The 21,778-nt window shown below is 64.0% G+C and carries 17 protein-coding genes and 1 pseudogene; 7 read left to right on the forward strand and 11 right to left on the reverse strand.

All coding sequences use genetic code 11. From position 1 onward, the window contains the following. Window positions 1-71: 71 nt before the first annotated feature. On the reverse strand, window positions 72-1,508 hold the full coding sequence (locus RFM40_RS14490) for a hypothetical protein (RefSeq protein WP_320277709.1): 1,437 nt from the start codon (window positions 1,506-1,508) through the stop codon (window positions 72-74). Window positions 1,509-1,718: 210 nt separating this feature from the next. Beyond that, window positions 1,719-3,023: a nicotinate phosphoribosyltransferase gene (gene pncB, locus RFM40_RS14495; RefSeq protein WP_320225079.1), complete on the reverse strand. Its 1,305-nt coding sequence runs from the start codon at window positions 3,021-3,023 to the stop codon at window positions 1,719-1,721. A 282-nt stretch (window positions 3,024-3,305) separates the two neighbouring features. Between pncB and speB the strand changes: the two genes are divergently transcribed. Further along, window positions 3,306-4,361 carry an agmatinase gene (speB, locus tag RFM40_RS14500; RefSeq protein WP_320225080.1) on the forward strand — a complete coding sequence of 352 codons (1,056 nt, stop codon included), beginning with the start codon at window positions 3,306-3,308 and terminating at the stop codon, window positions 4,359-4,361. A gap of 127 nt (window positions 4,362-4,488) precedes the next feature. Here speB and RFM40_RS14505 read toward each other — a convergent pair whose 3' ends face one another. After that, on the reverse strand, window positions 4,489-5,892 hold the full coding sequence (locus RFM40_RS14505) for an MATE family efflux transporter (RefSeq protein WP_320225081.1): 1,404 nt from the start codon (window positions 5,890-5,892) through the stop codon (window positions 4,489-4,491). A 235-nt stretch (window positions 5,893-6,127) separates the two neighbouring features. Between RFM40_RS14505 and RFM40_RS14510 the strand changes: the two are divergent. The 6 genes and pseudogenes from RFM40_RS14510 (at window position 6,128) to RFM40_RS14535 (ending at window position 12,514) form a co-directional block, all read left to right on the forward strand. Then, window positions 6,128-7,045 (forward strand): annotated as a pseudogene (locus RFM40_RS14510) (AraC family transcriptional regulator). Window positions 7,046-7,285: 240 nt separating this feature from the next. Then, complete coding sequence (locus RFM40_RS14515; RefSeq protein WP_320225083.1) at window positions 7,286-8,560, forward strand: ABC transporter substrate-binding protein; 1,275 nt, start codon at window positions 7,286-7,288, stop codon at window positions 8,558-8,560. A 110-nt stretch (window positions 8,561-8,670) separates the two neighbouring features. Next, window positions 8,671-9,537, forward strand: a complete 867-nt coding sequence (locus tag RFM40_RS14520) for a carbohydrate ABC transporter permease (protein ID WP_320225084.1) — start codon at window positions 8,671-8,673, stop codon at window positions 9,535-9,537. Beyond that, window positions 9,534-10,361: a carbohydrate ABC transporter permease gene (locus RFM40_RS14525; RefSeq protein WP_320225085.1), complete on the forward strand. Its 828-nt coding sequence runs from the start codon at window positions 9,534-9,536 to the stop codon at window positions 10,359-10,361. Before RFM40_RS14520 ends, RFM40_RS14525 begins: the two co-directional genes overlap by 4 nt. Before the next feature lie 14 nt (window positions 10,362-10,375). Further along, a complete protein-coding gene (locus tag RFM40_RS14530; protein WP_320225086.1) occupies window positions 10,376-11,422 on the forward strand; it encodes an NAD(P)-dependent alcohol dehydrogenase in 1,047 nt (348 codons plus the stop codon). Between the two features lie 3 nt (window positions 11,423-11,425). Beyond that, on the forward strand, window positions 11,426-12,514 hold the full coding sequence (locus tag RFM40_RS14535) for an ABC transporter ATP-binding protein (protein WP_320225087.1): 1,089 nt from the start codon (window positions 11,426-11,428) through the stop codon (window positions 12,512-12,514). 11 nt (window positions 12,515-12,525) lie between these two features. Here the strand turns inward: RFM40_RS14535 and RFM40_RS14540 are convergent, their stop codons facing one another. From RFM40_RS14540 to RFM40_RS14575, 8 genes are all read right to left on the reverse strand, one after another. Beyond that, window positions 12,526-14,112, reverse strand: a complete 1,587-nt coding sequence (locus RFM40_RS14540; RefSeq protein ID WP_320225239.1) for an FGGY-family carbohydrate kinase — start codon at window positions 14,110-14,112, stop codon at window positions 12,526-12,528. Beyond that, window positions 14,106-14,789 (reverse strand): HAD family hydrolase, encoded by a 684-nt coding sequence (locus RFM40_RS14545; protein WP_320225088.1) that lies wholly within the window; start codon window positions 14,787-14,789, stop codon window positions 14,106-14,108. Before RFM40_RS14545 ends, RFM40_RS14540 begins: the two co-directional genes overlap by 7 nt. An 18-nt stretch (window positions 14,790-14,807) precedes the next feature. Further along, window positions 14,808-16,286, reverse strand: a complete 1,479-nt coding sequence (locus RFM40_RS14550; protein WP_320225089.1) for a mannitol dehydrogenase family protein — start codon at window positions 16,284-16,286, stop codon at window positions 14,808-14,810. A 166-nt stretch (window positions 16,287-16,452) separates the two neighbouring features. Next, window positions 16,453-17,223, reverse strand: coding sequence for an L-iditol 2-dehydrogenase (locus RFM40_RS14555; protein WP_320225090.1), 771 nt, complete (start codon window positions 17,221-17,223; stop codon window positions 16,453-16,455). A gap of 10 nt (window positions 17,224-17,233) precedes the next feature. Next, window positions 17,234-18,238, reverse strand: coding sequence for an ABC transporter ATP-binding protein (locus tag RFM40_RS14560; protein ID WP_320225091.1), 1,005 nt, complete (start codon window positions 18,236-18,238; stop codon window positions 17,234-17,236). Window positions 18,239-18,276: 38 nt separating this feature from the next. Next, on the reverse strand, window positions 18,277-19,101 hold the full coding sequence (locus tag RFM40_RS14565; protein ID WP_320225092.1) for a carbohydrate ABC transporter permease: 825 nt from the start codon (window positions 19,099-19,101) through the stop codon (window positions 18,277-18,279). 208 nt (window positions 19,102-19,309) lie between these two features. After that, window positions 19,310-20,182, reverse strand: coding sequence for a carbohydrate ABC transporter permease (locus tag RFM40_RS14570; protein ID WP_320225093.1), 873 nt, complete (start codon window positions 20,180-20,182; stop codon window positions 19,310-19,312). 138 nt (window positions 20,183-20,320) lie between these two features. Next, window positions 20,321-21,631 (reverse strand): ABC transporter substrate-binding protein, encoded by a 1,311-nt coding sequence (locus tag RFM40_RS14575; protein WP_320225094.1) that lies wholly within the window; start codon window positions 21,629-21,631, stop codon window positions 20,321-20,323. Between the last annotated feature and the right edge of the window lie 147 nt (window positions 21,632-21,778).

The raw sequence follows: 21,778 nt of genomic DNA on the forward strand, positions 1-21,778 counted from the left end.
CGAAAATTGCATGTGTACAAACTAAATCACCAAAGCTGTGACCTGGCAAGCGAGCTTCCCCAGGGACACTCTCACCCAGCGGTCGGCGTGGCAAGCAGCCATAGGCCGAAGACCGTGTAGGCGATCATCAAGAAGGTCAGCGGAAGCTGACTGAGCGCCGCGCGAGAGACTTTCGGATGCATCCGCCAGGCGAGGCCATGCGCGACGAGCACCGCCAGCACATGGCCGGCAATGATGACACCGGCTTGGCAATTCCACAGCCACCATGCCGACTCGGCGCCGGCGACGACGCCCGCCTCGACTTCCATGTCGGCGGTGTCGAACAGGTTCCAGCCAAGCGCGAACGGATCGGATAGCGCGACCAGCGCATATTGGCCGTCGACGAGCAGCGCGGTGAGGTAGTGCGCGATGTGGTAGGCGAGCGCGATCGGCACGATCGACCACACCAGCAGGCCGGCGGCTTTTTCGAACGGCTGTGCATCGCCGGCAAGGCGCTGGCCGAGAAGGACGGCAAGCGCGAACACGGCCGCGAGCAGAAAGAACGTCAGCACGAGGCCGAAGCTGCCGATGCCGATCAACACGGTGCGACCGGGAAATTCCAGCGGGTTGATGCCGAACAGGCCCAGCCAGAAGAAGGTTTTCGACAGCCCGTCGAAGGACACCGACGACAGCGCCAGCAAGAGGAAGGCCGTTCCGCTTGGCGGCAACGGTTCGGCTGCGAGCAGCTTCGCGCCTGGCCAGCATAGGCTGAGATGGCCTTCTTCGCGCTGCAGCGGCGCGAAGCGGGCAACCATGGAGAAGAATACCGTCAGGAATTCGCCGCGCCGGCTCCAGTCGCTGTAGCCGAAGGCGAGCATGGCGACGAAGCCGACCAGCCAATAGGCGCCGGCGGCATAGGCCAGGCGGGACGGATCGTCGGGCGCCGGGTCGATCAGCTCGAACCAGGCGAAGGCGAAGAACAGCACGAAAGCCGGCCAGAAACCGAGCCATTTGGGGAGGCGCGGTGACCGCTTCTCGTCGCCACGAAGGCCGAGGACACGGACCGCGATCCGCCAAGGTCCATACCATGGGTTGAGCCACGACCAGAGATCGCCGAAGACGCCCTGCAGCAGGGTGAAGCCGGTCCAGAGCAGCGTCCAGATCGCCAGCGGCAACGGGTTGGAGAGCGGGTCGCGGCTGCCGAAGAGGCCGGCGGCGATGAGCAACGCGAAGCCGGCAAAGGAAAGCAGGCTGACGATGGTGCGCGGGCCGTCCCCGAAGGCGATAAGCGGGAGGCGCCGGCGCCAGAAATTGTCGAGGGCGGCAGGCGGAAGTAGCGCCAGGACGAGGAAGCTGACGGCCACGGCCAGCGCGCCGCCGGCAATGTAGTAGCCGGTCGGGAGAAGGAGAACATGGCCGCGGTCGGAGGCGTGGGCGAAGGCGGGGGTGGGGAGAAGGACCAGGGTCGCTACGAGAGCCAACCACAGGGGCTCGCGCTCTACGGCGCCCCCCTCTGTCCTGCCGGACATCTCCCCCTCAAGGGGGGAGATTGGCAGTTCGGCTGACGGCGCCTCTCTTGCAGCGCCGGAGATTAGCGAAGGCGGAGACGACAAGATGATCTCCCCCCTTGAGGGGGAGATGTCCGGCAGGACAGAGGGGGGCGCGAAGGAACTCGGCGTATCCAGGCTCGCTTTCTCGATTGACGAAGCCGGATCAACACAGGTCACTGGTGGCGACCCTCACACCTTGACCAGCTGCCTCACCCGATCCTTCTCGCCGAAAATCCTAAGATACCTTTTGATCTCCTTCCCATCCCCCGTCGCCTTGGCGGGGTTGTCCGACAGCTTCACCGCAGGCCGGCCATTGGCTTCGCTGACCTTGCAGACCAGCGAGATGGCGTCGAGGCTCTTGGTTTCGGTCGGCGCGCAGCCTTCGAAATCGTTGGTGAGGTTGGTGCCCCAGCCGAAGGACATGCGCACCTTGCCCTTGAAGTGACGATAGGTCTCCTCGATGGTCTCGACCTCGAGCCCGTCGGAGAAGATGAGCAGCTTCTGTTTCGGGTCCTTGCCCTTCTCGCGCCACCAGGAGAGGATCTTCTCGCCGCCTTCGATCGGCGGCGCGCTGTCGGGGCGAAAGCCGGTCCAGTCGGCGATCCAGTCCGGCGCGTCGCGCAGGAACGCAGCCGTGCCGAAGGTGTCGGGCAGCACGATCAACAAATTGCCGCCATAGTAGCGCTGCCAGTCCTGCAGCACCTTGTAGGGGGCTTCTCTTAGTTCCTTTTCGGAATTGGCGAGCGCCGCAAACACCATCGGCAATTCATGCGCGTTGGTGCCCAGAGCCTCGAGGTCGTTGTCCATGGCCAAAAGCACGTTGGAGGTGCCTGTGAAGGCGTCGCCGATGCCTTCCTTCAGCGCCTCGACGCACCAGCGCTGCCACAGGAAGGAGTGGCGGCGGCGCGTGCCGAAATCGGAGATGCGGATGCCAGGCAACGCCTTCAGCCGCTCGGTCTTGTCCCACATCTTGGCCTTGGCGCGGGCGTAGAGCACGTCGAGCGCGAACGGGCCGAAGGAGCGCAGGGCGGCGCGGGAGCGCAATTCGTTGATGATGGCTAAAGCCGGGATTTCCCAGAGCGTCGTATACATCCAGGGGCCGCTGAAGGAGAGTTCGAACTGGCCGTCACGCCTGGAAAGCTCGTATTCGGGCAGCCGGAAATCCTCCAGCCAAGCAAGGAATTCCGGCTCGAAGATCTGCTTGCGGCCATAGAAGGTGTTGCCGCCCAGCCAGATCATCTCCTTCTTGGAGAAGCGCAAGGTGCGGGCATGGTCGAGCTGCTCGCGCAGTTCCCCTTCGTCGATCTCGTCGGCAAGGCGCACCGAGGTCGTGCGGTTGATCAGCGAGAAGGTGGCATCGACCTTGGGATACATGCCCCAGATCATCTGCAGCATCAAAAGCTTGTAGAAGTCGGTGTCCAGCAGGCTGCGGACGATCGGGTCGAGCTTCCAGGTGTGGTTGTAGACGCGCCGCGCTATATCGGTTCGTGCCATATCTTGCTCATTCCAACAAAGGCATTGCGCCCTGACGATTTCAGGCGCCGCGCTTCAAGTTTTTGTCCTCACGCAATTCCGGACGGAAACCCGCCGCGCGGTTTTCCTGGAATTGCCTTAGCCAACCGCCTCTTAGCATTCTATTTTTGAAAGCGCTGCCCGCTTTGCAAGCTGGCCCGACAAAAAGAGGCCGCCTGCGGCAAGCCGCCGGGCCCGAACGCAATTGATTTTTCGCATGGGCTACCGGACACTCCGCCGGACAAGAGACAGGAGAACCCGGACATGGGATACGATCGCGGCAAGCTCGAAGCGTTGCGTCGCAAATATGGCGAGAGCCATGGCGGCGAGATGTTCGATCCGAAGTTCCGCAAGGTCGCCGACAAGATCTTTTCGAAGAGCGGCACCCGGCTGGCGCCCTATGCCGGCGTCCCGACCTTCCTTGCCGCGCCCTACCGGCAGATGGCGCCCGACAATCCGGATTTCGGCGACCTGCAGGTGGCGATGATCGGCGTGCCGATGGACCTCGGCGTCACCAACCGGCCCGGCGCGCGCTTCGGGCCACGCGCATTGCGAACGATCGAGCGCATCGGCCCCTACAACCATGTGCTGGAATGCGCGCCGACGCACGAGCTTCGCGTCGCCGATATCGGAGACGTGCCGTTCCGGAGCCGCTACCGGCTGGAGATCAGCCACGAGGACATCGAGCGCCGCACCAACCAGATCGTCGACGCCGGCGTCATTCCGCTCTCGGTCGGCGGCGACCACTCGATCAGCCACCCGATCCTGAAGGCGGTCGGCAAAGAGGCGCCGGTCGGCATGATCCATATCGACGCCCATTGCGACACCAGCGGCCTGTTCGACATGACCAAGTTCCACCACGGCGGACCGTTCCGCAACGCGGTGCTGGACGGCGTGCTCGATCCCACCCGCACGATCCAGATCGGCATTCGCGGCTCGGCTGAATATCTGTGGGAGTTCACCTACGAATCCGGCATGACGGTGGTCCATGCCGAGGAGGTGACCGGCCTCGGCATTCCCGCCATCATCGAGAAGGCGCGCAAAATCGTCGGCGACGGCCCGACCTACATCTCCTTCGACGTCGACAGCATCGATCCGGCCTTCGCGCCGGGCACCGGCACGCCTGAAGTCGGCGGGCTGACGACACGCGAAGTGCTCGAGCTGCTGCGCGGTCTGAAAGGCTTGAACATCGTCGGCGGCGACGTCGTCGAGGTGGCGCCGCAGTACGACGCGACCACCAACACCGCCCATGTCGGCGCCCAGGTCCTGTTCGAGATTCTGAGCCTGATGGTGTTCAGCCCGGCCATCAAGAAGGGCTGACGTCTTTTTATTTTCACGCAATTCCGGACGGAAGCTATGGCGAAGTCGCCAAGCCTAAACCGCGTCTCACTTTTCCTGGAATTGCTCTAACCGATACGGCCGCCGCGCTGGAGCCGGCGGCCGTCTCTCAATGGCTGAAGGACAGCGCCGGCGCGATGCGATCACGCCGCAGCCAGCGCGCGAGCAGAAGCGCCGCCACCACGGCCAGCCCCGACGCCAGGCCGATCCAGATGCCGACGCCGTGGAAGCCGAAATGGAAGGCGAGCAGCACGCCGAGCGGCAGGCCGACGCCCCAATAGCCGATCGCGGCATAGATCATCGGCACCTTGGTGTCGTGCAGGCCGCGCAGCATGCCGGCGGCCACCGCCTGCGCGCCGTCGAAAATCTGGAAAAGTGCGGCAAAGGCCAGGAACGAGACGGCAAGCCCGATCACCCTGGTATTGGCCGGATCGGCAAGGTCGATGAAGGCGCTGATCAACAGATGCGGCCACAGGATCATCACCAGTCCCATCAGCGCCATGAACGAAACGCCGATGACAAAGGCGGTCCAGCCGGCGCGCGAGACGCCTTCGGGATTGCCGGCGCCATGAGCGAGCCCGACGCGGACGGTGACCGCCTGGTTGAGGCCGAGCGGCACCATGAAGGAGATCGAGGCGATCTGGATGGCGATGGCATGGGCGGCAAGCGAATCCGCGTCGATCAGGCCCATCAGGAGTGCTGCCGCGTTGAAGATCGTCACCTCGAAGGCAAGTATGCCGGCGATCGGCAGGCCGAGCCTGAGCAGGCCGCGAAAACGCGGCCAGTCGGAGCGCCAGAAGCGACCGAACAGGCGATAACGGCGGAATTTTTTCTCAAGCAACACCACGGCGGTCAGACCGGCAAACATCAGGATGCTCGATAGCGAGGTGGCAAGGCCCGAGCCGGCGATGCCCATGGCCGATACGCCGAGATTGCCGAACATGAACACCCAGTTGAAGAAGGCGTTGCAGGCTACTGCGACGAACACGATGATCAGCGCCCAGCCCGGCCGCTCCAGCGCCGAGATGAAGGAGCGCAGCACGATATAGCCGTAGAAGGGCAGCACCGCCCATTGCAGCCAGCGCAGGTAGATGCCGGCTTGATGCGCGAGCTCCGGCTTCTGACCCATGGCCAAAAGCACCTCTTTGCCGTGCCAGAGGAACAGCCAGATCGGGATCGAGACGAGGACCGCCAGCCACAGACCCTGGCGCACGGTGCGGCGCAGGTCGCGCACGGAATGGCGGCGACGGCCAAGCTCGGTCGCCATCATCGGCGAGGTCGCCAGCATCAAGCCGAGCCCGAAGATCAGCGGCATGAAATAGAGGTTGGAGCCGAGCGCGCCGGCGGCGAGCGTATCCGGCCCCAGCCTGCCCATCATCATGACGTCGGTCGCGGTCATGGCGGTCTGGCCGAGATTGGTGAGCACCATCGGCCAGGCGAGCGCCAGCGTTGCCCTGATTTCCTGACGCCAAAGATTTTCCGGCGCGCGAGCGCCGGCTTCGATCGCAGACATTTTCCGCTCTTTCAGATCGCGGCACGTCGGGACGAGGCCCGGAAGCCGCACGCAACGGCGAAAATTCGCGCCGTTTGCGCCGTCTATTGAACGAAATGCGACATGTTGGCAAGGGAGGAGGAGCGGCCAGTCGTTGATCCAGCGGCAAGCCGGCGACCGCGTTCACTTGCCGGCCCGTGGCTGCTACGGATGTGCGACGATACGCAGAGCCGGCGAAACATGCCGGGAGGAATGGATGCCGTTCAGGCGCAGAAAGAACACGGCCGCGATCCCGCGAACGGCGCCGGCCTTCGAGCATATCGTCACCGAGGCGAGCGAGAGCTTCCTGTGGCGGCTGGACGACTATCCGTGGGAGCGCAATGTCTGGAATTTTCACCCCGAATACGAGATCCATCTGCTCAGGAAGTCCTCGGGCGTAGTGCTGGTCGGCGACCATATCGGCGAGTTCGGGCCGGGCTATCTGACGATCGTCGGTGCCGGCCTGCCGCACGACTGGGTGACGGCGGTGCAGCCGGGCGAGCTGATCGAGGGCCGCGATATCGTGCTGCAGTTCGACCCGGAGCGACTACGAGGTTCGGCCGGGCTGCTGCCGGAACTGCGCGAGCTGGAGCCGTTTCTGGAGCGCTCGCTGCGCGGCACGGTCTTCCATGGTCGCACCGCGATCGACGGCGCCGAGCTGATGGAGCGGATGGGCACCGTGCAAGGGCTCACCCGCTTCCGCCTGTTCCTCGAACTGGTCGATATGCTGGCCAGGACCGACGAGTACGAGCTCCTGTCGTCGCCGGATTTCTCGCCGGTGCTCGACGCCGCCTCGTTGGACATCATCCAGCGCACGTTGACCTAACTCTTCCAGCACTTCGCCGAAGATTTGAAGCTGCCGGAGCTGGCCGCACTTGCTGGAATGAGCGAAAGCACTTTCTCTCGCTTCTTCCAGAAGAACACCGGCAACAGCTTCAGCGACCACGTCGCCAAGCTAAGACTCTGGCAGGCCTGCAAGCTTCTTGCCGACACCGACATCCCGATCACCGACATCTGCTTCCAGGTCGGCTACATGAACATCTCCAACTTCAACCGCGCCTTCCTGCGCAAGCACAAGATGACGCCGTCATCCTACCGCAAGCTGTCGCGACAGCGGCTGACACTGCGGGCCTGATCGGGCGAAGATCGACTCTCTCTGACGGCACTGATACTCGTGTGACAGACAGACTCCGCGTGTGCCATTTTTTGCGCCGCACAATGCATAAAAGTACAGGTTTGTCGCAACAAGGCTTCTAGTCTCGCCCTGTTCAACTCCTCATTTTGGCGACGGGTGGCAGGTCGCCCGGGCGACGGTGAGGGTCGCTTAGCCCGAGGACCTCCGCTTCCTGCGAGTGTTCCTGGAGGAGAAAAACCAATGAAATCAAATCGGCTCGCTGCCGGCCTCGGCGCAGCGTTCGTGCTTACCGCTTCCGTATCAACCGCAGCATTGGCGCAGGCGCCGGTCTGCTCTGCGCCCGTCAAGGTGCTGGCACAGCCGCGCGACGGGCTGACGCTTCTGGAGGACTCCAAGGACGAGTTCAAGAAGCTCTCCGGCGCTTCCTTCCAGATCGACTATCTCAACGAGAACGACCGGCGGGCCAAGTCGCGCGCCGATGCCTCCACCGTCGGCAATTACAACGTCTACTATGTCGACGAGGCCAATGTGGCGCTGTTCGCGTCCTCGGGCTGGATCGCGCCGCTGACCGATTATTATCCGGCTGAATACGACTTCGCCGATTTCGATCCGGGCCGCCAGAAGGTCGCCACCTATGACGGCAAGGTCTGGTTCGCACCGCTGACCGGCGGCGGCGACCTGATGGTCTACCGCAAGGACGTGCTGGAGGCCGCCGGCGTCCAACCGCCGAAGACGCTGGACGAGCTGATCGCCAACGTGGCGAAGCTGAACGACCCCGACAAGGGCATGTACGGCATCGCGCTGCGCGGCGCGCGCGGCTCGGGCGCCAATGTGTGGCGCTGGATGCCTTTCTTCAAGGCTTATGGCGGCAAGTGGTTCGACGGCGACAAGCCGGCTTTCAATTCGGACGCGGCCGTGAAGGCGACCGAGACCTATCTCAAGCTGTTCAAGGACTCGGCTCCCGGCACGCAGACCGGCAGCTGGGATGAATCGACCGGCGCCTTCCTCTCCGGCCAGGTCGCCATCCTCGTCGAATCGACGCCGCTGTCCGGCATGGCGGTCGATCCGAAGACCTCGCAGGTCGTCGGCAAGGTCGGCTTCCTGCCGCCGCCTTCGCCGCTGCCCGGAGGCGGCTACGGCCACGGGCTCGCCATCGGCACCAAGGCCAACCAAGACGACGCCTCGAAGAAATGCGCCGGCTTGTTCATCGCCTGGGCGACGTCGAAGGAGAACGAGAAGCGCCGGCTCGACGCGCATCAGTTCGGCGAGCTCAACCGCACCAGCATCCTCTCCAGCAAGGAATTCGCCGACATCTACGGCTCCGATCTCGGCCAGGCGCTGGCCGACACCGGCAAGGTGACGGCAGTGAACTTCTGGCAGGATCCGCGCTGGCCCGATCTCGGCGACCGCTGGGGCATCATCCTCGAGGAGCTGGTCACCGGCACCCGCACCGACATCAAGGGCGGCCTGAACGAGCTCGATGCCTACGCCAACGAGCTGGTGAAGAAGAAGTAATCCTCCCGCCCGCGGCGCAGGGTCGGCGGCATTCGTCGGAATGCCGGACCCGTGCGCCGCGGGTTCACGCCAGCGATTCCAGTGCATCCGCGATATACCAAGGATAGGCAATGCGCCGACGCTCTTCCCTGCCCGTCATCTTTCTCGTTCCGACGCTCGCCATCCTGCTCGTGCTGTCGATGGTGCCGACGCTCTATGCCATTGTGATTGCCCTGCAGAACCGCGAATTGAGCGCGCCTGGCTATTCCTGGGTCTGGTTCTCGAACTTCGCCGATCTCTTCCTCGACCGCCGCTTCCTCAACGCCGTCTGGGTTTCGGTGAAATGGGAGATCGTCACCGTCGTGGCGACGATGGCGGTGGCGATCGGGCTCGGCGTGCTGATGTTCGAGGTCGCTTCGCCGCGCTTGCGCAACGTCTACTGCCTGCTGTTCATCATCCCGGTTCTGCTGCCGCGCGTCTCGGCGGCTTTCGTGTGGAAGTTCGCCTACCACCCGCTCTACGGCATCGCCACCTATCCCTACCGGCTCATCACCGGCGGGCTGATCTTCGACCCGCTGTCCAAGGCCTCGACGGCACTGTTCGCCGTCGCGTCGGTCGACGTCTGGCAATGGGGCCTGTTCTTCGCAGTCATCGTGCTCAAGCTGCTCGAGACCTTGCCGCCGCAGCCGATCGAGGCGGCGCGGCTCGACCATGCCAAGCGCTGGCAGATCCACGCCTATGTCACCCTGCCGATGCTCAAGGCGCCACTGATCAGCCTGATGTTCGTCAAGATGATCGAATCGCTGCGCTCGTTCGACCTGATCTATGTGATGACGCGCGGCGGACCTGGCGTCGCGACCGAGACACTCGACATGTACGCCTTCTCGCAGGGCTTCATCGAGTCCGGCAAGGTCTCCTACGCATCGGCCATGGCGGTGCTGATGATGGTGGCAACGGTCATCACCTTCACCATGCTTTGGAAGCGGGTGCAGGCATGAGGCCATATCCGATAAGACTGGGCCGCCTGATCGCAAAGGCAATACTGGCGCTGGCCGGTTTCCTGGCCGTGTTCCCGCTCGTCTGGACGGCGCTCAACGCGCTGAAGAACAATGTCGACATCATCACCCGCGTGCCGCGCCTGGTGTTTTCGCCGACGCTCGCCAATATCGGCTACATCCTCGGCCGCGACAGCGTGCTGACCGGGCTCTACAACTCAATCGTCGCCTGCGGCTCGGCGGTGCTGATCGGCGTCGCGCTCGGCCTGCCGGCCGCCTATGCGGTGGCGCGCTATCCCAACCGCTTCGCCGGCGACATCCAGTTCTTCGTGCTGTCGCTGCGCTTCCTGCCGCCGGTGGCGGTGGCCATTCCGCTGATGGTGATCTGGCTGCAGGTCGGTCTCTACGACACTTTGTCGGCTTTGATCGTCACCTATTCGCTGCTCACCATCTCGGTGATCATGTGGCTGGCGATCCCTGCCTTCCAGGGCGTGCCGAAGGAGGTCGAGGAAGCGGCCTTCGTCGACGGCTACGGCGCCTATTCGGTGTTCTGGCGGATTGCGCTCCCCGTCGCGGCGCGTTCGCTCGCCGGCGCCATCGCCTTCAGCTTCGTTCTGGTCTGGAACGAGTTCCTGATCGCGCTGATGCTGTCGAGCTCCAATGCCAAGACCTTGCCGATCGTCGCTTCGGAACTGTCCCAGCAAGGCATGAACGTGCCCTGGGGGATCCTCAACGCCTCGGTGGTGTTGCTCTCGCTGCCGCCGCTGCTGTTCCTCGGCGTGCTGAGCGGCTTCCTGAATTCCGTTTTCCGGCAAAAGAAAAGATGATGCGAGGATACCCGATGCGGGCACTGGTGCTTGAGAAAAAAGGCGAACTGTCGCTGCGCGAGATCGCGCTGCCGCTCGATGTCGGACCGGACGAAGTCAGGATCGCCATCCACACTGTCGGCGTCTGCGGCAGCGACGTGCATTACTACACGCATGGCGCCATCGGCAGCTACATCGTGCGCCAGCCGATGGTGCTTGGCCATGAGGCGTCGGGAACGATCGTCGAGGTTGGCGCCAATGTCACGAGCCTGAAGGTCGGCGACCGCGTCTGCATGGAGCCCGGCGTGCCGAACCTGTCGTCGCGCGCGACGAAGCTCGGCATCTACAATGTTGATCCGGACGTGCGCTTCTGGGCGACGCCGCCCGTGCATGGCGTGCTGGCGCCCTACGCTGTTCACCCGGCCACCTTTACCTACAGATTGCCGGACAATGTCTCCTTCGCCGAAGGCGCGATGGTCGAGCCCTTCGCCATCGGCATGCAGGCGGCCGCCCGGGCACGCATCGTTCCCGGCGATGTCGCCGTCGTCGTCGGCTGCGGCCCGATCGGCATCATGATCGCGCTGGCTGCGCTGGCGGGCGGATGCTCGAAAGTGCTGATTTCCGACTTCTCCGCACCCAAGCTCAAGATCGCCTCGCAGTATCCGGGCATCGTGCCGGTCAATATCGGCGAGCAGTCGCTGGTCGAGGCGGTACGCATGGCCACCGACGGGTGGGGCGCCGACATCGTGTTCGAGGCGAGCGGCAGCCCCAAGGCCTTCGCCAATCTGTTCGACGTCATGCGGCCGGGCGGCGCGCTGGTGCTGGTCGGGCTGCCGGTCGAGCCGGTCAGCCTCGACGTGCCGGCGGCGATCTCCAAGGAAGTGCGCATCGAGACGGTGTTCCGCTACGCCAACATCTTCGACCGTGCCCTGCAATTGATCGCCTCCGGCAAGGTCGACCTCAAGCCGCTGATCACCGGCACCTATGATTTCCTGGACAGCATCAAGGCATTCGAGCGGGCGGCGCAGGGCAACCCGCAAGACGTCAAGCTGCAAATCCTGCTCACCGGCGAGAAGGGCTGACCCATGTCCGCGATCGTTTGCTCCCATGTCGACAAGGCCTATGGCGCCACGACCGTCATCCGCGACCTCAACCTTGCGATCGAGGAGCACGAATTCGTCGTGTTCCTGGGCCCCTCCGGCTGCGGCAAGTCGACCCTGCTCAGGATGCTGGCCGGGCTGGAGGATATCAGCGGCGGCGAGGTTTCGATCGGCGGCAAGGTGGTGAATGATCTCGAGCCCGGCGACCGCGGCATCGCCATGGTGTTCCAGAACTACGCGCTCTATCCGCACATGACGATCTTCGACAACATCGCCTTCGGACTGAGGCGACAAAAGGTACCGGCGACGGACATCAAGAAGCGGGTCGAGGCGGTTTCCAGGACGCTTGGGCTCGAGCCCTATCTCGGCCGCAAGCCGACCGAGCTTTCCGGCGGCCAGCAGCAGCGCGTTGCGATCGCGCGCGCCATGATCAAGACGCCGAAAGTGTTCCTGTTCGACGAACCGTTGTCCAACCTCGACGCCAAGCTGCGCAACCATATGCGCGTCGAGATCGCCAGGCTGCACCAGTCGCTGAAAACCACGACGGTCTATGTCACCCACGACCAGCTCGAAGCGATGACTCTCGCCGACCGCATCGTGCTCTTGAAGGACGGCGTGATCGAGCAGATCGGCTCGCCTGCCGAGATCTATCGCCGGCCCAAAAACATGTTCGTGGCGGGCTTCATCGGCACGCCGAACATGAATTTTGTCGAGGTGACGGTCGGCCGGTCCGGAAACGGCTGGACGCTGAACGGCGCCGGAACGGTTCTTTCGATCGAGGGCCGGGGCTTCCATCTGCAGCATGGCGATCGCGCCGTTCTCGGCATCCGGCCTCCGGACCTGAAGACGGCGAACGCCGATGCGGTCAGCAATCTCTTGCTCGGCACGGCCGACCTCATCGAATTCCACGGCAACGACGCGCTGGTGACTTTAGGCTCCGGCGGCAAGGAGATCAGCGCGCTGGTGCCGGCCCGCGAATGCCCTGAGCTGCGCGCGCCCGTGCGTTACACCTTCGACGTAGAAAGCATCCATCTGTTCGACGCGGCGACGGGTATGTCGCTTCGCAAACAATAGCTCGGGCCAGTCTATCCTATCTCATCCAACGCCCGCCGCTGGCGGTGCATCTCGAGGAAGACGCGGTAGTCGCGGTCGAAGCGGGCACCGGCAGCCGGGTTCGAAGCGCGCGTCTTGCCGCCCTGCTGCATGGCGACACAGGCCGCGTTGAGGTCGGGGTAGAGTCCGGCCGCGGTCGCCGCCACCATGCCGGTGCCGAGCAGCACCGCCTCGTCGGCCAGCGGCTCGATGACGGTGCAGCCGGTGGCGTCGGCATAGAGTTCCATCAGCAGCGGGTTCTTGGTGTGGCCGCCGGTGACATGCAGCGTGTCGATCAAATAGCCGTTCTCGTTCAGCGCCTCCAGCACATGGCGCACGCCGAGCGCGATGCCGACGGCGGTGCGCCAGTAGAGCTTGCACAGGCTGTCGAAGGAGGAGTCCAGCGTCAGGCCGCTGACGACGCCGACCGCATGCGGGTCGGCGAGCGGCGAGCGGTTGCCATGGAAATCCGGCAGCACATGCAGCCTTGCCGCCAGCGCATCGCCCTCCACGGCGCGCAGTTCGGCGACGCGCTTGGCGATCTTCGCATGCATCGCTGCATCCGGCTCGCCGCCAGCGCCGTGCCAGCGGATGATGTGGTCGAGCAGCGCGCCCGTCGCCGACTGGCCGCCTTCCGACAGCCAGAGTTTTGGCAACGCCGCGCCATAGTATGGACCCCAGACGCCGGCGAAAGGCTGCGGATCCGGCGACATCGCCATGACGCAGGATGATGTGCCGGCAATCAGCGCCAGGTGCCGGCTGATGTCCGTCTCGTCGCCGGCAAAGCCGCCGAGCACGCCGAGCGCGCCGGCATAGGCGTCGATGACGCCTGCGCCGACCCGGCATTTTTCCGTAAGGCCGAGATCTGCCGCCGCATTGGCCGTCAGTGGGCCGATATCGGCACCGACGGGGCTGGCCTTTTCCGGAAGGTTGCCGTGCTCGAAAAGATCGCCGAGGCCGACGAGCTCGAAGAAATCGCGCCGCCAGCCCGTCTCCTCATGCGCGAGATAGGTCCATTTGGCGGTCAGCGTGCATTGCGAGCGCGCGAGCGAGCCGGTCGCCTTCCAGGTCAGGAAATCGGCGAGGTCGAACAGATAGCCGGCTTCGTTCCATGTCCCGGGCAGGTTGCGCTTCAGCCACATCAGCTTCGGCGTTTCCATTTCCGGCGACATCACGCCGCCGATATAATCGAGCACGGCGTGGCCGCTTCTGGTGCATTCGTCGGCCTCGGCGATGGCGCGATGATCGAGCCAGACTATGGTGTCCCAGCGCTTCTCGCCGGTGACCGAGACACTGAGCTGGCCGCCCTGCCTGTCGCGCACCACCAGCGAGCAGGTGGCATCGAAGGAGACGCCGACGATATCCGCGGCTGCGACGTTCGCCTTCTCACGCGCGGCGCGCACGGCAGCGCAGACGGCCGACCAGATATTTTCCGAATCATGCTCGGCGTGATCGGGCTTGGGCTGGTGCATGGCGATCGGCCGCTCGGCGCGGCCGAGCAGATTGCCCCGAGCGTCGAGAATGCCCGCGCGAGCGCTCCCGGTGCCGACATCGACCGCGCAAACGAAACTCCTCAAGATGCTTTTACTCTCGCTCCCAGGCCTGCAATCAGATCGGGCAATTGCAGCATGTCAGCGAATATAAAGTCCGGTTCGGTCGACGCAAGCCGCGCCTTCAGCACGGGGTTGTTCGCGTGCGAGCCGCCGGTGAAGGCAAAGACGCGCATGCCCGCCGCCCGCGCCGCGGCGATGCCGGCCGGACTGTCCTCGATGACCAGGCATTCGCGCGGGTTTGCCCGCATGGCGGCGGCGGCATGGAGGAACAGGTCCGGCGCCGGCTTGCCGCGCTTGACCATGGCGGCGCTGAAGAGGTTGGACTCCAGCCAGCCCAGCAGGCCGGTGACCTCGAGCGCGTAGCGGATGCGCTCAAGCGTGCCGGAAGAGGCGACGCAACAGGGCAATCCCAGCCTTGGCAGGATCTCCTTGATGCCGGGGATCGGCTTCAGTTCCTCGCGGAACTTGCGCATCAGCTCGGCGCGCATGGCGGTGAGATGCTGGTCGCTGATCTCGATGCCGAAATCGCGGCCGAGGATCTCGCGCACGCTCTTCATGCTCTTGCCAAGGAAATGCTCGTAGGCGGCGTCCTCGCTGACGGTGCCGCCGGCAAGCTCGATCATGCCGAGCAGCGCCGAGACGGAAAGCGCCTCGCTGTCGACCAGCACGCCGTCACAGTCGAAGATGACCAGTTCGGGCGTCATACCGGGGCTTCCAGTGGCTTAGAGCTTACCGGCGAGATAGCGCGTCAAGGTTTCGCGCGCACCGTTTGCCCAAAGCACGTCGAGCGCATGGGCAAAGGCTTGCGTGAAAACCGGCGAGCGGCCGACATCGCCATAGATGTCGTCCATGGCAAGCCAGGCGCCGGGCTTGTCCTTTGCCGCTTTCGCGGTCGCCTGCATACGGTCCCAGCTCGGATCGTTCGGCTCGATGACGGCGCCGCTGTCGGTGGTGCCGAAGCAGTAGCGGCACCAGAGCGCCGATTCCAGCGCCAGGCCGGCGACGCCCTTGCCCGCCTTCAGCCGGTCGGCGATGGTCGGGATGATGAATTTCGGCTGCCGGTTGGAGCCGTCGAGGCAAAGCCGGCGGATGGTGTCGCCGATCTTCGGGTTGGAGAAGCGGCGCTCGATGAGCTGGTAGTAATCCTCCAGCATCGTATCCGGCACCGGCGGGACGGTCGGGATGACCTCGTCGCGCTCCAGCTTGGCGAGGAAGCCGCGCACCAACGGCTCCTGCATTGCCTCATGCACGAAATGGATGTCCATCAGCCCGGCGGGATAGGCGATTGCCGCATGGCCGCCGTTGAGGATGCGGATCTTCATCAGTTCGTAGGGCGAGACATCCTTGACGAACTGCACGCCGGCCTTTTCGAGCGGCGGTCGGCCGGCGGTGAAATGATCCTCCAGCACCCATTGCTTGAACGGCTCGCAAAAGACCGGCCAGTTGTCCTCAAGCCCGAAATCGCTCGCCAGGATGCCGCGCTCGCGGTCGGTGGTTGCCGGCGTGATGCGGTCGACCATGCCGTTCGGGAAAGCGACATTGTCCCTCACCCAGTTGGCCAAATCCTCGTCGATCAACCGCGCAAGGCCGATGACGCCGTCGGAGGTGACGTGGCCGTTGTGGGGAATGTTGTCGCAGGACATGACGGTGAAGGGCACGATGCCGTCGGCGCGCCGGCGCACCAGCCCGGCAAGGATGATGCCGAACACCGTTTTCGGCGCAGCGCCCAGTTGAGCGTCGGCGACGATGTCGGGATGGGCCGGGTTGAACTTGCCGGAAGCCGGATCGATGAAATAGCCGCCTTCGGTGATGGTCAGCGACACGATTTTGATCGCCGGATCGGCAAGCCGCTCGATGATTGCCTCAGCATGGCCTGGCATCAGGAAGTCGATCATGGCGCCGGTGACGCGGGCGCTCATATGGCCAGAATCCTGCTCGACGACAGTGGTCAGCCAGTCCTGCTCCTCGAGCTTCGAGCGCCCGACTTTTTCGCCCTCGAACACGCCGGCGCCGATCAGCGCCCAGTCATGGCCGAGTCCGGAATTGAACAGGTCGTCGAGATAGACGGCCTGGTGCGACCGGTGAAAATTGCCGACGCCGAAATGCACGATGCCGGCTTTCAAAGAGGAGCGGTCGTACTTCGGTCCGGAAACCTTCGAAGGAAGCTTTGCGAGGTTCGAGGAAGAGAGTTTCACGGTCATCTGCTTTTACCCTTTGGCCGATACGCGGCCCGACAATTCCGTCTTTTCCCGCCCCCAGGGAGAGCGGTGAGGGACGGCGCCGGCTGTTCCGTGCCGCCCCTCACCTGCCCCTCGGCGCATGCTCCCGGAGGAAGGGAGACGCGCCTTCCCCCTCAACTCATGCCCATCAACTCATCCATTGGCCGCCATCGACATTGTAGGTCTGGGCGACAATGTATTCGGCCTCGTCGCTGGCGAGGAAAACCGCCATGCCGGTCAGGTCTTCCGCCCGGCCCATGCGGCCGTAGGGCACGCTCTCGCCGACCAGGCGCTTCTTCTCGCCCTTCGGCCGGTTCTCGTATTTGGCGAACAGCGCATCGACGTGATCCCAATGCTCGCCGTCGACGACGCCCGGCGAAATCGCGTTGACGTTGATGCGGTGCTTGATCAGGTCGAGCCCGGCCGACTGGGTGAGCGAAATGACGGCGGCCTTGGTGGCGCAATAGACCGCGACCAGCGGCTCGCCGCGGCGGCCGGCCTGGCTCGCCATGTTGATGATCCTGCCGCCCTTCCCGCGCGCGATCATCGATCGCGCGGCTGCCTGCAGCATGAACAGCGTGCCGGCGACATTGACGGAGAACAGCTTGTCGTAGCTCGCCCGGCTGATCTCGACGATCGGCGCCAGATCGAACAGGGCGGCGTTGTTGATCAGGATGTCCAAGCCGCCGGCCTTCGCCTCGACCGCTTTCACCGCGGCCTCGATCGAGGACTGGTCGGTGACGTCGAGCCCGACCGCATGGGCGGCCGGACCGATCGCCTTCGCCGTCGCCTCCGCCGCTCCGAGATTGATGTCGGCGATCGCCACCGTGGCGCCTTCGCGCACATAGGCTTCGGCGAAGGCCCTGCCGATGCCGCGCGCCGACCCGGTGATCAGCGCCGATTTGCCTTTCAGCCTCACTGTCCCGTCCTCACTGGGCCAGCGCCTTGCCGTCGGCGCCGAAGCGATGGAGCTTGGTCTTGTCGGGCGTCAGATAGACGGTGTCGCCATGCTTGACGGCGACCTCGCCGTCGGCGCGCACGTTGATCGTGCCGATGCCGTCCGTCTGGACATGCAGGAAGGTGTCGGAACCGAGATGCTCGGCAACGCCGACCGTCGCCTTCCAGTCGCCCGCCGTGGTCGAGATGTTGATGTGCTCGGGCCGGATGCCGATGGTCTTGGCGCCGTATTTGTCGGCCGGCGCGCCTTCGATCAGGTTCATCTTGGGCGAGCCGATGAAGCCGGCGACGAAGAGGTTCTTCGGCGTGCGGTAGAGCTCCATCGGCGAGCCAACCTGCTCGATGTTGCCGGCGTTGAGCACCACGATCTTGTCGGCCATGGTCATGGCCTCGACCTGGTCGTGGGTGACGTAGACCATCGTCGTCTTCAGCTGATGGTGCAGCTCGCTGATCTCCAGCCGCATGGTGCCGCGAAGCGCTGCGTCGAGGTTCGACAGCGGCTCGTCGAACAGGAAGGCCGAAGGCTGGCGCACGATGGCGCGGCCGATGGCGACGCGCTGGCGCTGGCCGCCGGAGAGCTGGCCCGGACGACGCTCGAGATAGTTGGTGAGGTTCAAGATACGCGCTGCGTCCTTGACCTTCTTGTCGATGGTCGCCTGGTCTTCGCCGGCCATCTTCAGCGGGAAGGCGATGTTCTTGGCGACCGTCATGTGCGGGTAGAGCGCGTAGGACTGGAAGACCATGGCAAGCTTGCGCTTGGCCGGCGCCTCGCCGGTCACGTCACGGCCATCGATGCTGATGGTGCCGCCGCTGGTGTCCTCGAGGCCGGCGATCAGCCTGAGCAGCGTGGACTTGCCGCAACCCGACGGGCCTACGAACACGACGAACTCGCCGTCCTCGATCTTAAGGTCGATGTTCGGAATGATCGTCGTCGACCCGAAGGACTTGGAGACGTTCTTGAGCGTGATATTTCCCATGGTTTCCTCCCGGGGATTTCGTCCGCCGCTTGCGAATCTTACTTCACGGCGCCAAAGGTCAGGCCGCGCACCAGTTGTTTCTGGCTGAACCAGCCCATGATCAGGATCGGGGCGATCGCCAGTGTCGAGGCCGCCGAGAGCTTGGCCCAGAACAGGCCTTGCGGACTTGAGAAGGAGCTGATGAAGGCGGTAAGCGGCGCGGCGTCGGTGGTGGTCAGCCGGATCGTCCAGAACGCTTCGTTCCAGGCCAGGATGATGTTCAACAGCATGGTCGACGCGATGCCTGGGACCGCCATCGGCGTCAGCACATAGATGATCTCGTTCCACAGCGAGGCGCCGTCCATGCGCGCCGCTTCGAGGATCTCACCCGGGATCTCGCGGAAGTAGGTGTAGAGCATCCAGACCACGATGGGCAGGTTGATCAGCATCAGCATCACTGTGAGGCCGATGCGGCTGTCGAGCAGGCCGGTGTCGCGGAAGATCAGGTAGATCGGGAACAGCACGGCGACGGCCGGCATCATCTTGGTGGAGAGCATCCACATCAGGATGTCCTTGGTCCGCTTGGTCGGCGAGAAGGCCATCGACCACGCCGCCGGTATCGCGATGACGAGAGCCAGGATGGTCGAGCCGACCGACAGGATCACCGAATTCAGGAAGAACTTGAAATAGCTGCTCTGCGCCTGCACTTCGGCATAGCTTTCGGTGGTGCCCGACGGGATCAGGGCGAAGCCCTGGATCGCCTCCTGCTCCGACTTGAACGAGGTGATGATCGTGTAAAGGATCGGGAAGAAGATCAAAAGCGCGACGATCCAGGCTGCGGCCGTGGCGATCGTCTTGTGCTGGGTGGTGACTGCGCGTGCCATGGTCAGGTCCTCCCGTATCGGCGATGTTGGCGGCAGGGTCGACCCCCACTCCGGTTTGCTGCGCAAACCACCTCTCCCCCGATCGACGGGGTAGAGGAAGGGCGCGGCTTCGATGTAGGCGTTTCCTCTCCCCCGGGCAGGGGGAGAGGTGTCCCGCGCAGCGGGACGGAGTGGGGGTGGTTCAGCGCACGCAGCATCGTCTCCTCCTTCACCTGTCCAGGTTCTTGCCGACGGCGCGCATGACGAAGAAGGCGACGATGTTGGCGAGAATGACCGCGATGACGCCACCTGCGGACGCCTGGCCGATTTTGAATTCCAACAGCGCCTTCTGGTAGACGAGGAACGGCAGGTTGGTGGAGGCATAGCCCGGGCCGCCATTGGTGGTGACCAGTATCTCGGCATAGATCGAGAGCAGGAAGATCGTCTGGATCAGGATGACGACGGTAATAGCGCGCGACATGTGCGGCAACGTCAGGTACCAGAAACGGCTGAGGAAGCCGGCGCCGTCCATCTCGGCCGCCTCTTTCTGCTCGGCGTCGAGCGATTGCAGGGATGTGAGCAGGATCAGCGTCGCGAAGGGCAGCCACTGCCAGGCGACGATGAGGATGACCGCCGTCAGCGGGTGCTGCCCGAACCAGTCGATGGGGTTGGCGCCGAAGAAGCGGGCAATATCGGCGAAGACGCCATATTGCGGGTGCATGATCATGTTTTTCCACACCAGTGCCGCGACCGGCGGCATGACGAAGAACGGCGAGATGACGAGAATGCGCACGAACCCCTGGCCCCAGATCGGCTGGTCGAGGAGCAGCGCCAGAAGGATGCCGCCGATCACCGTGATGACCAGCACGCTGACGACGATGGTCAGCGTATTGAGAATCGACTGCAGGAAGGCCGGGTTGGAATAAAAGAGCTTGTAATTGGAGAACCAGACGAACCCGTCGCGGATCGGATTGAGCGGGTTGTACTGGAGGAACGAGAACCAGATCGTAAAGACCAGCGGCACGATCATCCAGATGAACAGCAGGATCACCGATGGCGCCATCATGAAACGGGCAAGCGAACGGGTTTGCTGAGTAGCCATGACGGTCACCCTCCAATAGTCGGCCGGATTTCAGAGTCGTGCCAAATTTCCTGATTGCAAAGGTGGCCGCCCGAACTGGGTTTCGGGCGGCCAGTGCCGGTCATGATGCGCTACCGGCGTTCGGCACCGGGAGGAGCCTTACTGGATATAGCCGCCTTCGGTCATCGCGGCGGTCGCCGCGTCCTGCGCCTGCTTCAGCGCATCGTCGACGCTCGACTGGCCGGCGAGGGCGGCCGAGAAGAGCTGGCCGACGGTGGTGCCGAGGCCCTGGAATTCAGGAATGGCCACGAACTGCACGCCGACATAGGGCACCGGCTTGACGGTCGGATGCGTCGGATCGGCGGCGTTGATGGAGTCCAATGTCATCTTCGCGAAGGGAGCGGCCTTCTGATACTCCGGATTGGCGTAGAGCGACGAGCGCGTTCCCGGCGGAACATTGGCCCAGCCTTCCTTCGAGGCAACCAGTTCGGCATAGTGCTTGCTGGTTGCCCACGACACGAACTTCTCGGCGGCATCGGCCTTCTGCGTGCCGGCGGGAACGGCCAGCGACCATGCCCACAGCCAGTTGCCGCGCTTGCCGAGACCGGTGTCGGGCGCCAGCGCATAGCCGACCTTGTCGGCAACCTGCGAGGCCTTCGGATCGGAGACGAAGGAGGCGGCGACGGTAGCGTCGATCCACATGCCGCATTTGCCCTGCTGGAAGAGCGCCAGGTTCTCATTGAAACCGTTGGACGAAGCGCCCTCGGGACCGTCGGCCTTCATCAGGTCGACATAGAACTGCAGCGTGTTCTTCCATTCCGGCTGGTCGAATTGCGGCTTCCAGTTCTCGTCGAACCAGCGCGCGCCGAAGGAGTTCGACATGGCGGTGAGGAAGGCCATGTTCTCGCCCCAGCCGGCCTTGCCGCGCAGACAGACGCCGTTCACGCCGTTGGCGCGGTCGGTCATCTTGTCGGCGGCCTGCTTGATGAAGTCCCAGGTCGGGGCGTCGGGCATCTTGAGGCCGGCCTTCTCCATCAGGTCCTTGCGGTACATGACGAAGGAGCTCTCGCCGTAGAAGGGCGCGGCATAGAGCTTGCCGTCGACCGAGAGACCGCCGGCGATGGCCGGGATGATGTCCTTGACGTCGTAGTCGTCGCCGAGCTTGTCGAGCGGCAAGAGCCAGCTCTGCTTGGCCCAGATCGGAACCTCATAGGTGCCGATGGTCATCACGTCGTACTGGCCGCCCTTGGTGGCGATATCGGTGGTGACGCGCTCGCGCAGAACGTTCTCTTCCAGGGTGACCCAGTTGAGCTTGATGTCGGGGTTAGCCTTGGTGAAGTCGTCCGTCAGCTTCTGCATGCGGACCATGTCGCCATTGTTGACGGTGGCGATGGTGATGGATTCGGCATGCGCGGCGAATGCAAGGGCGCTGGCCGACAATAGGCCCAGGGTGAGCGTGCGAAGTTTCATCAATTCCTCCCATAAACCAAGATGAGCATTTGCCTTGGCTGTGGGCAATTACTCACTTTGCGTGAATTATGTCAAGCCGGAATCGATGCTGCAGCGCAGCAGAAATGACGCAACGTGACCCTGCCGGGGAACGCGGTCAGGTCATTC

It is taken from the genome of Mesorhizobium captivum, assembly GCF_033977165.1.
In the GTDB taxonomy this organism is placed as follows: Bacteria; Pseudomonadota; Alphaproteobacteria; order Rhizobiales; family Rhizobiaceae; genus Mesorhizobium; species Mesorhizobium captivum.